An 18,446-nucleotide genomic window follows, 5' to 3' on the forward strand; every position below is an offset into this window, starting at 1 on the left:
TTAAACTTCGGTGCCGAAACGCCGCCAAAATTCGGCTTCGGGCACACCAGCCATTAACCACCAGGCCGCGGTGCTTCAGTCGCAGCCAGCGGCGTCCTCACGGCTCCAGGGCTTTGAGCCCCGCAGGAGCCGTATACCGGCTGCCGTCATAGCGCAGCCGGTAGGTTTGGCTCACGGACTTGCCGGGATGGGACTGGCACTCGCCATCCTTGTCGGGCAACGGATTGTCGGTATCCATTCGCTCGACCACCGTTATGTCGTGGTAGCCATGATGTTTGGCTGGGCTCATCGCCAGGCTAACCCGACTGGTATGGAAGGATCCGGCGCAATTGGTATCACCCTCGCCGCCATTGCCGGCCACGACCAGGCCATCGAGCACCATCCTCAGGGAATCGCCATCGACGGCATAGAGCCGCAGGTCGGTTTCACTGAACGGATTAGGCAGCGAATTGTTTGCCATTTCGATGCGCAGGCCAAAGGCAGTAACATCGGGCGCCAGCGCATAGCGGCCGGTATCAAGCTCCACCTGGCGGATGGCGATGGCATCATCATTCATCAGCCCAGGCTGGAGCAGGCGCTGGCGCACCTGCCGGCTCTTCCTGTCGACAATCAAAAGCTCGATATCGCCGGCATGCGCGTAGTCGCTGGGTTGGGACCCGTCCATCAGCGGCACTGCGACCAACAGCAGGTCGTCATGGGCGGGCCAGATCTTGCAAGCCAGCCCTGGCGGATCGCCATACGCGAATGTCAGGGCAATGCTGGTGTGGGGTTCGAGCGTGAACGAGGTGCCGTCGGCGCTCTTTCGAGCTTTGGGATAGGCCTGCTGCACCAAGGCGGCGGCATCGCCGCAATCGCCGGCCACGGCCCAGGCGGGCGACAGGCTGGCCGCGGCAAGGCCAAGGAAGAGGGTGCGCAGCAGCATGGACTTTCTCACCTGCAAAGCCGGGTTCGGTCGAGAACAATGGTTTGTCAGCCCCTTGCTAGGGCTTTTGTAGAGCGCTCGCTAGTGCGCCGTCATTTTGACGATGACTGGAATGGCCGCGATCATCAGCACCACCGGCAGGATGCACACAACCACGGGCACCGACATCTTGGCAGGCAGAGCGTGCGCCTTTTCCTCGGCCAACGACATACGCTTATGGCGCATGTCGTCGGAGAAGACGCGCAGCGCCCCCGACAGGCTGGTGCCGAGTTCCTTGGACTGCTGCAGCAGCGTGGCGAAGGAACGCACCTCGTCCAGGCTGAGGCGATCGGCGAGCGCCTTCAGCGCATCGTCGAGGCTGCGCCCGGCCCTCAGCTCCAGCGACACCAGCTGCAGGTTCTGGCTGAGCGCGGGATAAGTCTTGGCAAGTTCCTTGGAGACGCGCTCTATGCCTGCCTCCATGCTCATGCCGGCATCCGAGCAGACAATCATCAGGTCCATGAAATCGGGAAAGCCGTTGCGGTACTCACGCCTGCGTTCCCGCACTTTCTGGCTCAGCACCAGGCCGGGCAGGAAATAACCGGCCGCGCCCGACAGGATGACGAATGTCCAGCGGCTGGCCATCGTTGCGTCCGGACTGGCCATCCAGCGGTTGAGCACAAACACACCGATTGCCGTGCCGATCATCGCAGTGAACCGGATCAGGAAGAACGTGCCGACAGCGCGCGGCTCCATGTAGCCCGCCTGGATAAGCTTCATGCGCAGCCGCGCGACATTTTCCGGATCGCTCCTGGCGTAGAATTCCTGCGCCCGCTTCACCGCCTTCTCGCGCACGATGCCGGTATTCTTCTTTTGCACCGGCTCCGGTTTGGCGGCCACGGGACCGTTGTCGACCCTGAGCCGGCGCATGACCTCGTTGCGATCGCCCTTCGCCATGACAACAGGCCAGGCAACAGCGGCCGCACCCACCGCCAGCAGCAGGATGGCCACCGGCATCAATGAGGTCGGCGCAAGCGAGGCGAGGAATTCGATGAAACCCTGCATGTCAGAACTTGAAATTCGACATCTTGAACATCATCAGATTGCCCAGCATCAGCCAGGTGATCGACGCGCCAAGCAGATACCAGGTCTTCGGCTCGCCCCAGACGTCGCTGTAGAAGCCCGGCATCAGTGCCATGATGGCGGCAAACAGCAACGCCGGCACGGCCGTCAGAATGTAGGCCGACATCCGGCCTTCTGTCGCAATGGCGCGCACCTTGCGGCGCAGCTTGCCACGCTCGCGAATCGTCGTCGCCAGGCCGTCGAGGATCTCGCGCAGATTGCCGCCCGAACTGGTCTGGATCGAGACGGCGGTGACGAACAACGGCAGATCCTCCTGGCCGACCCGGTCGAACAGCGAGTTCAACGCCGAAACCAGATCGGATCCGTAGGTCACTTCGTCGGCGATGACGCCGAACTCGCTGCCGATCGGGTCGGGCATCTCGCGCGCCACCATGGCGATCGCCACCGGCACCGGATGGCCGGCCTTCAGGCCACGCGTGATCAGTTCCAGCGCCTCCGGCAACTGCATGCCGAACCGCTTCAGCCGGCGCTTGCGCTTGAAACGCAGCGTCAGCACCGGCAATAGCGGCATGAGCACCACGAACAGGACGAACCCCATCAGCGGCGGCAAGCCGTACCAGATGGCGACCAAGGCCATCGCCATCGCCACGCCGCAGGTGATCATGAGGAATTTCGACAGCGGCATGATCATGCCCGACTGGGTTCGCAGCGCGCGAAACCGGTCCGCCGAAAACAGCGGCGTGCCCGCGTCAAGGCCGCGCTCCTTGCGCAGTTGGACGAGCACCTGCTCCTGGCTGATCTTGTTTTCCTGCAGCTTCATGCGCCGGTTGATGGCGGTGCGCTTGTCGCTGCGGCCGGCATAAAGCAGGTAGCAGGCCTCGGCGATCAGGATGCCGGTCAGCGCGGCCGCGGCATAGACGACATAGATCGCGCTCATTCCATCGAACACTTGGCTACTCCTGCGGCCGGCCGGGTTCGAAATATCGTCCGGGAAACTCGATGCCCATGGCGCGCAGGTCCTCGAGGAAGCGCGGCCGGATGCCGGTCGCCTCGTAGTGGCCCAGAATCTTGCCGTCGGCCTCCATGCCGGTGCGCACGAAGCGGAAGATCTCCTGCATCTGGATGACATCGCCTTCCATGCCGGTCACTTCGGCGACACTGGTCACCTTGCGCTTGCCGTCGGACAGGCGCGTCAGTTGGACGATCAGGTCGAGCGCGCTGGCGATCTGGCTGCGGATCGACTGCACCGTCATCGGCATGCCGGTCATGCCAAGCATCTGCTCGAGCCGCGAAATGGCGTCGCGCGGCGTGTTGGCATGGATGGTCGCCATCGACCCTTCGTGGCCGGTGTTCATTGCCTGCAGCATGTCGAAAGCCTCCTCGCCGCGGCACTCGCCGAGGATGACGCGGTCGGGGCGCATGCGCAGTGCGTTCTTGACCAGGTCGCGCTGCTTCAGCTCGCCATGGCCTTCGATGTTGGCCGGCCGCGTTTCCATGCGCGCGACATGCGGCTGCTGCAGCTGGAGCTCGGCCGCGTCCTCGATGGTGATCAGCCGCTCGTCTTCCGGAATGAAGGCCGACAGTGCATTGAGCATGGTCGTCTTGCCGGTGCCGGTGCCGCCCGAAATGATCGTCGTCTTGCGGGCATGCACGGCCGCCGCCAGCACTTCGGCCATGTTCTGGGTGATGGCGCCGAATTCGACCAGTTTATGCAGGCCGAGCTTGTTCTTGGAGAATTTGCGGATCGACACCAGCGGGCCGTCGACCGCAACCGGGCGGATGGCCGCGTTGAAGCGCGAGCCGTCCAGCATGCGGGCATCGACCATCGGCTGCGATTCGTCGACGCGGCGACCGACCGCGGCGACGATCTTGTTGACGATGCGCAGGAGATGCGCCTCGTCCTTGAACGGAATGTGGACCGGCTGCAGCTTGCCCTTCTTTTCGACAAAGCAGTTCATGTGGCCGTTGATCAGGATATCGTTGATGTCGGGATCCTTGAGCAGCGGCTCGAGCGGACCGAGGCCGACCATCTCGTCGACGATGTCGTCGACCAGCGCGTCAAGCTCGACGGTGTTGATCGCCATCCGCTCCTGCTTGGTCTTTTCCGAAACGAAGTCATGCACTTGCCGGCGCATCTCATCCTTCGGCAAACGCTCCAGCGCGACAAGATTGATCTCTTCGAGCAGCAGCCGGTGGATACGCACGCGCGCATCGAGCACCTTGTTGGCATTCTTTGCCAGCGCTGCTTCCGGCTTTGCCGGCAAAGCCTTTCGGCTGGTTGGTATGACGACGGCATGATGGGCGACCGGCGTCGTCTCAGGCGCGCGCTGCGGACGCGCATCGCGGTTCTGCAGGGTGGAGAAGCGGCTGGTCATCCGGCTTTCCTCTTCAGCAATCCACGGCCCATGCCAAACAGCGAGCGCGATTTCGCCCGGGTCGGGACCGCTTCTTCCGGCAGGATGATCTTCTTCAGATCGTTGACGACATTGGCGTTCGGATCGATCTCGTGCAGCGGTACGCCGCGATCGACTGCTTCGCGCACCAGCCGGTAGTTGTTGGCGATGCCGCCGACGAAATGCTCGCCAAGGATTTCCTGGACGTCCGCCTGCTTGATGCCGTTATCGAACATCTTCTGTTCGAAACGGTTGACGATGACGTTCGGCTTCACTTCCTTGCCGGCCGTCTCGTAGACTGCCTGGATCAGCCGCTGGGTGTGGCGCAGGCACGGCACCGTCATTTCCGCGACGATGTAGAGCTTGTTGGAACCGAGCAGCACGGTCTCCGTCCATGGAAACCAGGTGCGGGGCATGTCGATGACGACATTGTCGAAATAGGCCGAAACGAGATCCAGCATGCGCACCACGACATCGGTCTTGAACGAGCGCATCTCGGCTGGATGCGCCGGCGCCGCCAGCACGCAAAGCCCGCTGGCATGCTTGGACAGCATCACGTCGAGCAGTTGGCGGTCGAGACGCTCGGGCTGGTTCTCGATCTCGGTGATGTCGAAACGCGGTTCGAGGTCGAGATATTCGGCACAGGCGCCCTGCTGGAAGTTGAGATCGACGACGCAGGTCGAGGCTCCGCGCGTCACCGAGTGATGCAGCTGGAAGGCGGTCTGCAGCGCCAGCGTCGTGGTGCCGACGCCGCCCGCCGCAGGCATGAAGGTATAGATTTGCGACTCGGTGTTTTCCTCGCGCCCGGGCCCTTGCAGCGCCCGTACCACGGAGCGCACCAGATCGGCCGTGGTGATCGGCTTGACCAGGAAATCCGCGACCTTGAGCTGCACGAGAATACGCACCGCGGCCGCGTTGAACTCCTGGGTGACGACGACGACCGGAACCTTGTCCTCCAGCCGACGCATGATGCGCTGCAGCGACTCGACCTCCTCCAGCCTTGCCGCATCCATGTCGACGATGATGGCGCCGAAGTCGGCTTCCTGGATCTCACCGCGCAACTCGGTAACGTTCTTCTCCACCGTCGAGAGCTGTATGATCTCGGAGGCGGAAAATGCGGTGCGCGTGTCCTGCGCAAACGTCCTGTCGGTCGATACGAGCAGGATCTTCCTGGTCTTGATGCCGTTTGCCATTCTGTCAGCCTGTCAGGTCGCCCGTTGACCAGTTGCCCGTTGAATCAGTTGCCTGTGGTCGACTGCGACGCCTTGGCACCGGCCGCCTGATCGGGTGTGACAGCCGCGGCACTGCCTCGTTGGGCCGGCACCAGGAGCCTGGTGTTCTGGACCCCGTATTTCCAGGGATCGACCATCTGCATGACGGTGTTGGCGGCCTGCGCATTGCCGGCGCCGGCCGTTGGCCCTTCGCTGCGCACATAGTCGTCGCTGGTGCAGCCAGCGGCAAAGCCGGCCAGCAGCAAGGCGACGCTCGATCCAAAGACCAGACGCATGGCTTCAATCCTTCGGCAGGTCGAGGAAATGCCCAGCCGAAGCGGCCGCTGCAGGTTGAGTGACGCGGCCGTCTGCCAGCGCCACGGTGCGACCGGCATCGGAATCCTTCACTTCCTCGGTGTTGTTGAGAAAATAGTCGGCATTGCTGGCCGGCTGCGTGCCATCTGTCGGCTCGACGAGCTTCTTCGACGGATCGACCGGCTTGACCAGATAGGGCGTTACGATGATGACGAGGTCGGTCTCGCGCCGCTGATAGGATTTCGACGAGAACAGCGCCCCAAGCACCGGCATCTTGCCGAGGCCCGGAATGCGCGACGTGGTGATGTCGTTTTGCGACTGCAGCAGTCCAGCGATCATGAAGCTCTGGCCGTTCTTCAGGTCGACTGACGTCCTGGCACGCCGCACGATGAAGCCAGGAACCGAGATCGTCCCGATATTGTAGGAGGCCGACGCATCGATCGAGGAGACTTCCGGCGCGATATCAAGGCTGACCAGCCCGTCTTTCAGAACCGTCGGCGTGAAATCCAGGCTGACGCCGTATTTCTTGTAGCTGACCGAGATCTTGCCGTTGTCCTCCGAGACCGGGATCGGGAACTCGCCGCCGGCGAGGAAGCTCGCCGTCTGGCCGGACCGGGCGATCAGGTTCGGCTCGGCCAGTCGCCGCGCCAAGCCGCGCTCTTCCAGCGCCTTGATGGCGATATCGATCGATACGCCGTTCGATAGGAGACGACCGATGATCTCGCCAGTACCGGCCGTCGGCACTGTGCCCGGATCGATCGAGACGTCGCGGCCGCCAAGGCCATAGGCGAAATTGGCGGCGTATTTGGCACCCAGATCCTGGCCCGCCTGGCGGTTGATCTCGACAAAGCGGACGTTGAGCTGGACCTGTTGCGAAGATGAGATGTTGACCGAGTTGATCACCTCCTCGGCACCGGAAAAGCGCGTCGCGATCTTGTTTGCCTTTTCGGCGGCGACGGCATCGTCGGCCTCGCCCGACAGCACGACACGGCCATTGGCCGATCCGACCTTGATCCTGGCATCCGGCACGCTGGCGCGAATGGTGCTGGCCAGTTGGTCGGTGTCGAGCGTCACCTCGATGTCGACGGTGCCGACAAGCTGCTTTTTCTCATCGAACAGCGCAATCCCGGTGGTGCCGAGATTGTTGCCGAGCACATAGAAGGATTTGTCGGTCAGCGGATTGACGTTGGCGATCTCCGGATCGCCGATGACGATCTGGTAGAAGGCAGCACTGGTGATGATCGTCTTCGGCTTGCCCTTGGCAACCTTGATTGACGCATTCTTGGTCGACGACACGTAGACGACGTCGTTGTCAGCTCTCGCCGCCGAGGCGCCCAAGGCCAGCATCGCCGCAGCGGCCAGCGAAGACGCGACAGCCACGGCGCGCAAAACGCGCAACCGCGTCATGACCCGATATATGAACAGCCCGAACATTGTCCCGTCCCTCACCCAGTCCCCACTGGTTTATTTCTGGTCCCGCGAAGGAACCTGGTATTCCTCGGCCTTCGTGCCGCGCGTTACGATGACCGTCTTGAACTTCGGTTTCTCCGGCTCCTTGGTGACGGCGTCGAACACCGAGCCGGCCGCGGCCTGCACATTCGAGGCGACCGATCCGCCGAAGGAGGAGATGGTGGTGACGCCGCTCTTGCCGTCAGCGCCTTCGCTGGCGGACCGAAGCGACAGCGAGAGCGTGCCGACGGTGCGGGCCAGCGCTACTTTCTGCGCGCCGTCCGTCGTCACCTCGATTGTCACCGAATTGGAAATCTGCGGCGTCGTCTGGCGCTCGTCGGCGCCCTGCCCGACGCTCAGCACCTTGGCATCGGCGACAACGATCTCGGAGGTGATGGTGGAACCGGCAGCGCCTTGCGCATTCTTGGCCACTTCCTGGATTTCGCCGGCATCGCGTGTCAGCACCACATCAACCCGGTCGCCCGGCGTGACGAAGCCGCCAACCCCGGCGATCTCGTCGGTACGGATGGTCACCGCCCGCATTCCGGGCGTCATCATGTTGGAGAGCGTCGCGCGGCCATTTGGCCCGGACAGCTTGGTCAGCAGCACCGGTTCGTTGACCTCGATCGGCGACAGCACCACGCGGCTGCCGTCGGCGAGCAACGCATTGATGGTGGTGAAGGCGCCCTGCGGCACGGACTCTTGCGACCACGGGATTTCGCTGAGCTGCGCGCGGTCGAGCTCCATGCCGTAGCGCAACGGGGCATTCGCCACCACAATGGTCTTGAATTCGACCTTCGGCACGACAGGTGCCGGAATCGACGACGTCTTCTCTTCGGAATCGGCCTTGGCCTGGCTTTTGACCCAGAAATCCGCGGCAAAGATCGAGATCGCGCCGAAAACGGCGGCGATGCCGATCATCGATATGGCCTTGCCCCTCACGCCTAAACCCCTGATATCAGCAGTTTCTTATTTAGTTGGGCTCACGTTAGGCGGCATTGTTAAAGAATCAGGAATCCCGGGCGTTGGTATCGGATCTATTTCCGCCGGCTTGGTTATCGAATGGTTTTGGGGTAAGAGGGCCCAGATCCCCGAACGGAACAGGAACCTCGGTCGCTTGGCGCTGAAAAGCGTGGCAGTATCGCGAGGTGATTCGCAGCACCGGAACCTATGGCAGGCATGGACGACAGCAACGATCTCTTCGGCAATATGGACAAGCAGCCGCAGCCGGTGCGTACCGCTGCGCGCCCGGCGGATCCACTGGTGGTGCAAGCCACCAAGCGTCCTGCCTCGACCAAGGACGGCAGCGAGGGCTATAGCGCCGCCGACATCGAGGTGCTGGAAGGGCTGGAGCCGGTGCGCCGCCGGCCAGGCATGTATATCGGCGGTACCGACGACAAGGCGATGCACCATCTGTTCGCCGAGGTCATCGACAATTCGATGGACGAAGCGGTTGCCGGCCACGCCACCTTCATCGATGTCGAGCTTTCGGCCGACGGCTATCTCGCCGTGACGGACAATGGCCGCGGCATCCCGATCGATCCGCACCCGAAGTTCAAGAAGCCGGCGCTTGAAGTGATCATGACGACGCTGCATTCGGGCGGCAAGTTCGACTCCAAGGTTTACGAGACATCAGGCGGCCTGCATGGCGTCGGCGTGTCCGTGGTCAATGCGCTGTCGGACCATCTCGAGGTCGAGGTCGCGCGGGGACGGCAACTCTATCGGCAAAAATTCTCGCGCGGCGTTCCCGTGACCGGCCTGGAACAGTTGGGCGAGGTCCACAACCGGCGCGGCACAAAGATCCGCTTCCACCCCGACGAGCAGATTTTCGGCAAGGGCGCGGCGTTCGAACCGGCGCGGCTCTACCGTATGACGCGCTCGAAAGCCTATCTGTTCGGCGGCGTCGAAATCCGCTGGACCTGCGATCCGTCGCTGATCAAGGAAAAAGACCAGACGCCGGCCAAGGCGGAATTCCATTTTCCCGGCGGCCTGAAGGACTATCTCAAGGCATCGCTCGGCGACGACTTCCAGGTGACGCGCGAGATTTTCGCCGGCAAGAGCGAGAAACAAGGCGGCCACGGCTCGCTCGAATGGGCGGTGACCTGGTTCGGCGGCGACGGCTTCATCAATTCCTACTGCAACACCATCCCGACCGGCGAAGGCGGCACCCACGAGGCCGGCTTCCGCAACGTTCTGACGCGAGGCCTGCGCGCCTATGCCGACCTCGTCGGCAACAAGCGCGCCTCGATCGTCACCTCGGAAGACGTCATGATCTCGGCAGCGGGCATGCTGTCGGTGTTCATCCGCGAGCCGGAATTCGTCGGACAGACCAAGGACAGGCTGGCGACGATCGAGGCAATTCGAATTGTCGAGACCGCGATCCGCGATCCGTTCGACCATTGGCTGGCCGACAATCCGCAGGAAGCCTCGAAGCTGCTCGAATGGGTGATCGCACGCGCCGACGAGCGGGTGCGCCGGCGCCAGGAAAAGGAAGTGTCGCGCAAGAGCGCGGTGCGCAAGCTGCGGCTGCCGGGCAAGCTCGCCGACTGCACGCAGAATGCCGCGGCCGGTGCAGAACTGTTCATCGTCGAAGGCGACTCGGCCGGCGGCTCGGCCAAGCAGGCGCGCGACCGCGCCAGCCAGGCCGTGCTGCCATTGCGCGGCAAAATCCTCAACGTCGCCAGCGCCGGCAACGATAAGCTGGCGGCCAACCAACAGATTTCAGACCTGATCCAGGCGCTCGGCTGCGGTACGCGTTCGAAGTACCGCGATGAGGATCTGCGCTACGACCGCGTGATCATCATGACCGACGCCGATGTCGACGGCGCCCATATCGCCTCGCTGCTGATCACCTTCTTCTACCAGGAGATGCCGGCGCTGGTGCGTGGCGGCCATCTCTATCTCGCCGTGCCGCCGCTTTACTCGATCAGGCAAGGCGGCAAGGTCGCCTATGCCCGAGACGACGCCCACAAGGACGAGCTCCTGCGCACCGAATTCACCGGGCGCGGCAAGGTGGAACTGGGCCGCTTCAAGGGTCTGGGCGAGATGATGGCCGCCCAGCTCAAGGAAACCACCATGGATCCGAGGAAGCGAACGCTGCTCAGGATCGATGTAATCGACGCCGAGACGGCGACCAAGGACGCCGTCGATGCGTTGATGGGCACGAAGCCGGAGGCCCGCTTCCGCTTCATCCAGGAACGCGCCGAATTCGCCGAGACGGAAGTGCTGGATATCTAGCCGCCAGCCGGTCCATAACAAGGCTCCAGTTGCGGAGACGAGCATGTGACCAGGACGCGGCTGAAAGGCTATTTCGAGACGAGTTTAGCCGGGTTGACGCAGCCGACGCGCTCCGACTGGATCTTTGCCTTGCGCACCGTTTCAGCCGGCTTGATCGCGCTGCTGGCAGCCTATGCGCTGAAGCTCGACCATCCGCAATGGGCCATGATGACGGTGTTCATCGTCGCCCAGCCGGTTGCCGGCATGGTGCTGGCGAAGGGCTTCTACCGGCTGCTCGGCACGCTGGTCGGCGGCATCGCCGCGATCGGCATCACCACCGTTTTCGGCACCAACCCCTGGGTGCTGGTGACTGTGCTTGCCATCTGGATCGGCATCTGCACCTTCGTCTCGTCGCTGCTGCGCAATCCGGAAGCCTATGGCGCCGCCCTGGCCGGCTACACCGCAATGATCATCGGCCTGCCCGCTTTCGGACAGCCGCATCTCGTCGTCGACCTCGCTGTCGCGCGCTGTGCCGAGATCGTGCTCGGCATCGTCTGCGCCGGCCTGACCAGCCGGCTGATCCTGCCAAAACTGGCCAGCGACGCCATCGTCTCGCGCCTGAAACGCTGCATCCTCGATCTTGCCACCTATGCCGGCGGTGCGTTCTCCGGCGGCGACCCGGCAACGCTGTCCGCGCTGCACCGAAAGCTGGTCACGGATACCCAGACGCTCGGCGAGATGCGCGCCTATGCCAGGCTCGAGGCGCCGAGCTTCGCGCCGCGCGCCCATCCGGTCCGGCGCACCATCGGACAACTGCTCTCGGCGTTGTCGGCGGCACGTGCGTTGCATTCGCATGCCGCTCCGAAGAATGCGGCGCTCATTCCGGTGCGTTCGGAGTTGCAGGCCCTTGTCGGTGAAATGGCCGCGAAGCCCGGCGCGCTGGACGACACCACGCCTTGGGTGGCGCGGCTCGACACCATCTCGGCCAAGGCCCGGCAAATGCCCGATGCCTCGACCGACCAGGGCGACGACAGGGTCGGCACGATCACCCGCCTGACCATTGCCGCCGATTTCGCCGATGCGCTCAAGCAGGTGCTGCGCGGCCTTGATGCCCTGCGTGCGCCTGCCACGCGCCCGGCCAGGGGCAGCAGGCAGCCTGCGCTGGTGGTGCATCGCGATTACGCCGGCGCATCGCGCAACGCGGTGCGCGCTGCCCTTGCGACGCTGCTGGTCGCGGCCTTCTGGTTGACGACGAAATGGTCGGAAGCCGCCGGCACGGTCATTCTCGTCGCCGTCGTGTCGAGCCTGTTTGCTGCTCGCCCCGACCCTGTGCAGGTCGCCTGGGGTTTCTTCAAGGGAACGCTTCTGGCGCTGCCGTTTGCCTTTCTCGTCGGCCAGATCGCATTGCCGGCCCTGCCCGGCTTCGGCTGGTTCATGCTGTTTGTCGTGCCGATCCTGGTGCCGACGGCGCTGGCCATGGCCAATCCACGTTATGTCGGCGTGGCGACGGCTTTCGCCATCAACTTTCTCGCCTTCCTCAGTCCACACCAGGCGATGACCTACGATCCCGGACCCTTCTTCGCCGGTTCGGCGTCGATCCTGGTCGGCATCCTGCTGGCGATCGGTGTCTTCATCGTCGTGCTGCCGGCCGATCCTTGGCTCGCGGCCAACCGCATCGTGCGCGCCATGCGTGAGGATCTGGCGCGGCTTTGCCTGCATGAGCGGGTGCCGAGGCGGTCGGCCTTCGAGAGCCTCGCCTACGACCGCATCAACCAATTGATGCCGCTGGTGCAGAATGCCGGTCAGAAAGGCGATGCGGTTCTGGGCGGCGGCGTCGCCGCCGTCACCGTCGGCCTGGAGGTCCTTCGGCTGCGCGATGCGAGCCAAAGCCATGCCATCCCATCCGAGACCGCGCTTTCGATCGCCAACTTCCTGAGAGGGCTGGCGCGCGAACTGCTCTTCCGCGCCCCCGGCGATCCGCAGACATCAACCGTCACCGTCGCCCGGCAATATTCGGCGAGCATTGCGCAGCGAAACGGTACCGGGGAATTGCTGCAGATCGCGGCATCGCTGCGCATCATCGCCGCCGCGATGGAGGATTTTCCGGATTTTTTCGCCAGGGATAAAGGCTAGGCGGCCGCTATCGCCAGCGCGTGGCCGCGCGCGTTCTCGCGCAGCGCGTCGAGATGGATCGATTTGACCAAGGCGGCGAGATCACCCTCGGCGGATTGACCGCCCGCTTCCTTGAGCATCAGCCAGCTGACCTCCTGCACACCGGCGACGCGCTTGCCGTTGGCGACCTCGCGCCAGATCTTCAGCGCACGCAGGATGATGGCGTGCGTGGCGCCGGCGAGCCCGGCGCTGCGGAACAATGCCTGCAAGGCCACGTCGTGCCCGCCGGCCAGCAGCGCCCTCACACGTTGTTCGGACTGCTGGCTGAGCGCAACCAGTGCCGAGCCGAAGAAATCGACCTTGCCATGCGCGATGGTGCGGATGAGGAAGCTCGCGGTGAGGTCGCCACGCAGCCTGAGATGCTCGATCAGGGCCGCATGTTCTTCCGTGCGCGTGCCTTCGATCAGCGTCACCGAAGCCTTGACGCAGGCGTCGCGCATGACGCGGTCGGCTCGCGCCGCGCCCATCATCGCCATCACCAGTGGCGACGTTTTCAGCATTTCGCCAAGCTTGACGAGCAGCATATGCCGGCAGTCGGCCGGCAGCCTGACATCCGATATCAGCGCCTCGCGCACCAGCGGCAGGTGCCCATGCCGTTCGGCCATGCGGCGGAAGCTGAGCGAGGCGATGTCGGCGCCGCTGTTGGCGAGCAGCACGGCGCAGGCGTCCGCCTCGCCGATCTCGGCGATGGCCGCCGACAGCGCCATCGAGACGAGCGGCCGGTCTGCGATCAGTTTTTGCGTCGCCTTCGGACTCGAAGCCACGCGGTTGATCAGGTCGGCGTCGGTGAGCAGCGGCGAGCGCGCCAGCACCACGCCGGCGACTTCCGGCTGGTCGGAGGCCAGCACGCTGATGATCTGCATTGGCGCGTGTTGGCTCATCGACAGCGCCTCGGCCATCGCCAGCCGCACCTTTGACGAGGCATCGTCGAGCAACAGTGTCAGCGCCGCCTCTGCGGCGCAGCGGTCCTCGAAGGGCAATTCGGAATTGATGTAGGCTCGGGCCAGAGCGCTCGCCGCCGCGGCGCGCTCCGACACCTTGGCCGTGTAGATCCATTTCAGGAAATGCGAAACAACAACCATGCCCGCCTGCTTACGCCCCTTGCCGGAAGGTTCCGACCCCACTGACGACCGTAGGCAGAATTGGTTTACGAACCGTTCACCATGTTCATTAACTGGCTTGCGAGGCTGATTTGCAGCGCCTATCAACCGTCAAGCACCTGAGGAGAGAGAAATGGCCGGACTTTATCTCGAAGAGTTCGTCGTCGGCCATGTCTTCCAGCACACGCTGCGCAAGACCGTTACCGAAAGCGACAACATGCTGTTTTCGGTGATGACGCTGAACCCGCAGCCGCTGCACATCGACTTCGATTTCGCCACCAAGAGCGAATGGGGCAAGCCGCTGGTCAATTCGCTGTTCACGCTCGGGCTGATGATCGGCATTTCGGTCAATGACATCACCGTCGGCACCACGGTGGCCAATCTCGGCATGAAGGAAACCGTGTTTCCGCATCCGGTCTTCCATGGCGATACCGTTCGCGTCGAAACGACAGTCATCTCGGTGCGCGAGTCCAGGTCGAAGCCCGATCGCGGCATCGTCGAATTCGAGCATCGCGCCTACAACCAGCATGGCGATCTCGTCGCCAAATGCACCAGGCAAGCCATGATGCTGAAGAAGGCGGCCTGATCATGCGCTCGCTGCTGTTCGTCCCCGGTGACTCCGAGAGGAAGCTGGAAAGGGGTTTTGGTGCCGGCGCCGACGTGGTCATCGTCGACCTCGAGGATTCCGTGGCGCCGCACAACAAGGCGCTGGCGCGCGGCGTAGCGGCGCGCTTCATCCTGGAACGCAGGGCACAAACGACTTCCGCCATCTATGTCAGGGTCAATGACCTCGCGACCGGGCTGACGGATAACGATCTGGCGGCGCTGGTTCCGGCGAAACCCGACGGCATCATGCTGCCCAAGTCGAACGGCGGCCAGGATGTGCAGCACCTGTCGGCAAAACTCAGGGTGCGCGAGGCCGAAAACGGCCTGGCCGACGGCGCGATCAAGATCCTGCCGATCATCACCGAAACGCCGGCAGGCGTGCTGGCGGCGGCAACCTATGCCGGGACCAGCGCGCGGCTTGCCGGGCTCACCTGGGGCGCGGAAGACCTGTCGGCGGCGCTCGGCGCGCGCAGCGCCCGCGACGAGCATGGCCGCTACACGGACGTGTTCCGTCACGCTCGCACCATGACCATACTCGCCGCCGGTGCGGCGGAGGTCGCGGCGATCGACACCGTCTTCCCGAATTTTCGCGACATGGCGGCCTTCGCCGCGGAGTGCGCCGAGGCCGAACGCGATGGCTTCACCGGCAAGATGGCGATCCACCCCGATCAGGTGCCGGTCATCAACGCAGCCTTCACGCCGTCGGCCGAGGCGGTGAGACAAAAGGCGGCAATCGTTGCTGCGTTCGCGGCAGCGGGAAGCCCCGGCGTCGTCGCTATCGACGGCAAGATGTTCGACCGCCCGCACCTGCGGCTGGCTGAGCGGCTTCTGGCGCGGGCAAAGGCGGCAGGTGTTTCCGCCTGAGCGCCTGCTACCAAACCAATGGAATCAGGCGGTAACGGACCCGGGCCACATAGTCGTCATAGCCGCGCAGACCGGCGCGAAGCGTTTTCTCTTCGATGAAGGTGCGGATGGCCAAGAGAACGACGAGCACGAGCACCGACGCCAGCCCCCACCAGGAACCAAGCAGAAGTGCCGTGCCGGCGAAGAAGAGGATGGCGCCGGCATACATCGGATGGCGGACGTAGCTGTAAGGCCCGGTGGAGATCACACGTTGTCCGCGTTCGTCCTGGATCTTGACCACGGGCGCCGCAAAACTGTTCTCCAGCATCGTCAGATAGCAGATCCAGATTCCGAGCAGCAGGACCAGTGCGCCGACCACCTGCACCCAGACGGGAACCGCCGACCAGCCGAAACGAACGTCGAATCCCATGAATATCTGAGAACCAAAGATGGCGAGCAGAAGTATGGACAGCAGCACCTTGTCGGCCGCGTCCTGATTCTTCTGGATGGGAGAGCTCAGCCGCTCATTCATCAGACCGGGATCGCGCCTCGCCAGCGCCACGCCCAAGGTGAGACTGAGGCCCACCATCCCCACCAGATAGACCCAGGCCCCCGGCCAATGCAGCGTGCCGGCCGACAGGAAGAGCAAGGCGCCCATAGCGACGAACCAGACGAATGTCTGAAGAACCAATTTCGCGATCATGATCGACCTGCCTTGATATCCGCTGATGATTGGTATTTTAGACCATTGGTCTACCATACAGACCACTGGTCTATAGTTCAAGCGAACCTTCGACCCGAGGCTCCGAACTCCAGCTTAATAAAAGGCTTGCAGCAGTCGGTTGTGTTGGCCGCTTTTGCCGGGCAGCCTCCGTGATAGGAATTTTTTCTTGACTCGGTGATCTCAGCTATGGTACATTTTTGCCCATGGTGCTGATTTGCGCCAGTGACCCGCCGCACAGGCGGGTTTTTCGTTTGATGCTCAGCCAACGCGCAAGCGGAGACTCCGAAGGGACCCGTTAACCCGAAATCCGTTGCCCTGGCTGCCGACGTCGGGACTGGACGGGAGCAGCCATCACGTGCAGAAAGTTCGTCATGCCCCGTGTCATCAAGCATCCAGAACTCAGGCGAGAAGAACTTCTGGATCATGCCCAGACCCTGTTCCTGACCCAAGGCTATGACAAAGCGAGCCTCAATGACGTGATTGCGTCCGCCGGCATCTCGAAGGGTGCTTTCTATCATTACTTCCCCTCCAAGGAGGCTCTCCTGGAGGCATTGGCCGATCGCTTTGCAAGACAGGCGCTGGCTGGGGTTCAGGACATACTCCACGATCCCGGCCTCGACCCGCTTGGCCGCCTGAATGGCCTGCTCAGCCAGTCGCGGCGGGCCAAGATCGAAACCGCGCCGGAAGCTTGGGCTCTTTTCGAGACGATGTTCCGGCCTGAGAATCTGGTGCTTTTCCACCGTATCAATCTGGCCGCCAGCGCGTCGTTTTCACCGCTGCTGGTCAAGGTCATCAGGCAAGGAATCGAAGACGGCACTTTCAGGACCTTCGATCCGGAAGGTGTCGCCGACATCGTCATGCAATTCGGCATGGCCACGCGTGATGTCGTGGCCAAGGCCATTGCCGGCGGCAGCGACGCCGACATGGAGGCCGCGATCGAAGTCCTGGAGAAACGCGTCAGGCTCTACGAGATCGCCCTCGACCGCATACTGGGCCTGCCCGATGGAAGCATTCGGATCGGCGAGCCCGGCTATGTGCGCACCGTCATGACCGCCAGGCGGCGAACGAGTGCCGGCAAGGCGTGGTAGCTGGCCGAGCCTGATATCTAGTCCTTGTCCCAGCGCGGCCGGCGCATCGAAAACACCTCGTCGACGCTGGCATAGTCCATATAGCCGAGACGAGCGACATTGCCGGCCTTGGTGATGTCGAACAGGCCGTCCGTCAGGAAGGCGTCGTCGATATGCACGCCGACCACTTCACCGGCGACGATGACGGCACTTGTCGGCGGCCCGTCCAAGGCCTTTGGCCGAAAAACTTCAGTCACCCGGCATTCGAGCGCGGCCGGCGCTGCCGCCACGCGCGGCGGCGCCACCAGCCGAGACGGCGCCATGGCAAGATCGGCATAGACGAACTCATTGACGCCGCGCGGAGCATTGACCGACGTGCGGTTCATCTTCTCCGCGAGATCGCGGCTGACCAGATTGGCCACGAACTCGCCGGTTTCCTGGGCGAAGGAGGCGCTGTCCTTCTCGCCTTCGGAGGAGAACCAGACGATGAAAGGCCGCGTCGAAACGGCATTGAAGAAGGAATATGGCGCGAGGTTGATCTCACCAGCCCTGTTCAGTGTCGAAATCCAGCCGATCGGACGCGGCGCCACGATCGCCTTCGAAGGGTCGTGCGGCAGGCCGTGGCCCTTTGAAGGCTCGTAGAACATTCAGCCGACCCACGGCCCCGAATAGTCACTGTACAGCTTTGCCGGATCGGGCCGGGGCCGCTCCGGCGCCGGGCCGGCATAGGAGCCGATATGGATGAAGCCGATGACCCGCTCCTGCGGCGCCAGCCCCAGCAGTGCCCTGCCCTCCGGCACATCCGAATACCAGTTGCTGATCATGTTGGTGCCAAAGCCCAGCGCGTTGGCTGATATCATCAGGTTCATCGCCGCCATGCCGCCCGACAGGAACATTTCCCATTGCGGGATTTTTGGATTCTCCCTGGGGACAGATATGACGCCGATTACCAGCGGTGCGCGCGAGAACCGCGCCAGTTCCTGATTGCGGCGGCCCTCCGTCAATGGGCCCTCCCGCTGCTCGGCAAGTGCTGCCAGTTGCCTGCCGATCTCGACGCGGGCGTCGCCACGGTAGAGGATGAAGCGCCAGGGCTCCAACCGGCCATGATCGGGCACCCGGGAGGCAGCAGTGATCATTGTCGCGATCTCCGCATCGCTCGGCGCCGGCTCCTTCAGATCTGGAATCGGTGCGGAGTTTCGGGTCAGCAGGAAGTCGATGATCGGCGACGCCATGGGCGCAAGTCTCCTGGACATTCTGTTTTGAGCTGAAGCGCACCATCGGGGATTCGGGCGGCTCGGGCATTGGCGCGGGATACGCCGGACGGAAGAGTCGTATCGGTCGGACTCTTAAGCCTTGAAATTGCCAC

General features: G+C 63.3%; 17 protein-coding genes. 5 read left to right on the plus strand and 12 right to left on the minus strand.

Translation table 11 applies throughout. The features are described 5' to 3' along the window. Positions 1-97: 97 nt before the first annotated feature. The 8 genes from MESCI_RS20995 to cpaB all read right to left on the minus strand — a co-directional run bounded on the left by MESCI_RS20995 (position 98) and on the right by cpaB (position 8,294). Positions 98-922 carry a PA3715 family protein gene (locus tag MESCI_RS20995; protein WP_013531957.1) on the minus strand — a complete coding sequence of 275 codons (825 nt, stop codon included), beginning with the start codon at positions 920-922 and terminating at the stop codon, positions 98-100. An 81-nt stretch (positions 923-1,003) separates the two neighbouring features. After that, positions 1,004-1,966, minus strand: coding sequence for a type II secretion system F family protein (locus MESCI_RS21000; RefSeq protein ID WP_013531958.1), 963 nt, complete (start codon positions 1,964-1,966; stop codon positions 1,004-1,006). Between the two features lies 1 nt (position 1,967). Then, the gene (locus tag MESCI_RS21005) at positions 1,968-2,933 is read right to left on the minus strand and encodes a type II secretion system F family protein (RefSeq protein WP_013531959.1); all 966 of its coding nucleotides are present in this window, start codon (positions 2,931-2,933) and stop codon (positions 1,968-1,970) included. 4 nt (positions 2,934-2,937) lie between these two features. Next, positions 2,938-4,359: a TadA family conjugal transfer-associated ATPase gene (locus tag MESCI_RS21010; protein WP_013531960.1), complete on the minus strand. Its 1,422-nt coding sequence runs from the start codon at positions 4,357-4,359 to the stop codon at positions 2,938-2,940. Beyond that, positions 4,356-5,570, minus strand: a complete 1,215-nt coding sequence (locus MESCI_RS21015; protein WP_013531961.1) for a CpaE/TadZ family protein — start codon at positions 5,568-5,570, stop codon at positions 4,356-4,358. Before MESCI_RS21015 ends, MESCI_RS21010 begins: the two co-directional genes overlap by 4 nt. Positions 5,571-5,614: 44 nt before the next feature. Further along, on the minus strand, positions 5,615-5,884 hold the full coding sequence (locus tag MESCI_RS21020; protein WP_013531962.1) for a hypothetical protein: 270 nt from the start codon (positions 5,882-5,884) through the stop codon (positions 5,615-5,617). 4 nt (positions 5,885-5,888) lie between these two features. After that, entirely contained in the window at positions 5,889-7,337 is a 1,449-nt protein-coding gene (locus MESCI_RS21025) for a type II and III secretion system protein family protein (protein WP_013531963.1), read from the minus strand. A 30-nt stretch (positions 7,338-7,367) separates the two neighbouring features. Continuing rightward, on the minus strand, positions 7,368-8,294 hold the full coding sequence (gene cpaB / locus MESCI_RS21030; protein ID WP_245268555.1) for a Flp pilus assembly protein CpaB: 927 nt from the start codon (positions 8,292-8,294) through the stop codon (positions 7,368-7,370). 237 nt (positions 8,295-8,531) lie between these two features. Here cpaB and parE point away from each other — a divergent pair, with 237 nt between their 5' ends. Next, a complete protein-coding gene (gene parE / locus MESCI_RS21035) occupies positions 8,532-10,589 on the plus strand; it encodes a DNA topoisomerase IV subunit B (protein ID WP_013531965.1) in 2,058 nt (685 codons plus the stop codon). Between the two features lie 45 nt (positions 10,590-10,634). Continuing rightward, a complete protein-coding gene (locus MESCI_RS21040) occupies positions 10,635-12,701 on the plus strand; it encodes an FUSC family protein (RefSeq protein WP_013531966.1) in 2,067 nt (688 codons plus the stop codon). On the opposite strand, the gene MESCI_RS21045 is transcribed toward MESCI_RS21040, so the two are convergent. Further along, the gene (locus MESCI_RS21045) at positions 12,698-13,822 is read right to left on the minus strand and encodes a DUF2336 domain-containing protein (RefSeq protein WP_013531967.1); all 1,125 of its coding nucleotides are present in this window, start codon (positions 13,820-13,822) and stop codon (positions 12,698-12,700) included. The two genes, MESCI_RS21040 and MESCI_RS21045, sit on opposite strands and share 4 nt — an antisense overlap. 151 nt (positions 13,823-13,973) lie before the next feature. Here MESCI_RS21045 and MESCI_RS21050 point away from each other — a divergent pair, with 151 nt between their 5' ends. Both MESCI_RS21050 and MESCI_RS21055 read left to right on the plus strand, forming a co-directional pair. Beyond that, positions 13,974-14,426, plus strand: coding sequence for a MaoC family dehydratase (locus MESCI_RS21050; RefSeq protein WP_013531968.1), 453 nt, complete (start codon positions 13,974-13,976; stop codon positions 14,424-14,426). 2 nt (positions 14,427-14,428) lie between these two features. Next, positions 14,429-15,310, plus strand: a complete 882-nt coding sequence (locus MESCI_RS21055; protein ID WP_013531969.1) for an HpcH/HpaI aldolase/citrate lyase family protein — start codon at positions 14,429-14,431, stop codon at positions 15,308-15,310. Positions 15,311-15,317: 7 nt separating this feature from the next. On the opposite strand, the gene MESCI_RS21060 is transcribed toward MESCI_RS21055, so the two are convergent. Further along, the gene (locus tag MESCI_RS21060) at positions 15,318-15,992 is read right to left on the minus strand and encodes a methyltransferase family protein (protein WP_013531970.1); all 675 of its coding nucleotides are present in this window, start codon (positions 15,990-15,992) and stop codon (positions 15,318-15,320) included. A gap of 392 nt (positions 15,993-16,384) precedes the next feature. Between MESCI_RS21060 and MESCI_RS21065 the strand changes: the two genes are divergently transcribed. Continuing rightward, the gene (locus tag MESCI_RS21065) at positions 16,385-17,101 is read left to right on the plus strand and encodes a TetR/AcrR family transcriptional regulator (protein ID WP_013531971.1); all 717 of its coding nucleotides are present in this window, start codon (positions 16,385-16,387) and stop codon (positions 17,099-17,101) included. 17 nt (positions 17,102-17,118) lie between these two features. Here MESCI_RS21065 and MESCI_RS21070 read toward each other — a convergent pair whose 3' ends face one another. Further along, complete coding sequence (locus tag MESCI_RS21070) at positions 17,119-17,727, minus strand: flavin reductase family protein (RefSeq protein WP_013531972.1); 609 nt, start codon at positions 17,725-17,727, stop codon at positions 17,119-17,121. Beyond that, a complete protein-coding gene (locus MESCI_RS21075) occupies positions 17,728-18,312 on the minus strand; it encodes a nitroreductase family protein (RefSeq protein WP_013531973.1) in 585 nt (194 codons plus the stop codon). Positions 18,313-18,446 lie beyond the last annotated feature (134 nt).

The sequence above is a fragment of the Mesorhizobium ciceri biovar biserrulae WSM1271 genome (genome assembly GCF_000185905.1).
Lineage (GTDB): Bacteria > Pseudomonadota > Alphaproteobacteria > Rhizobiales > Rhizobiaceae > Mesorhizobium > Mesorhizobium ciceri.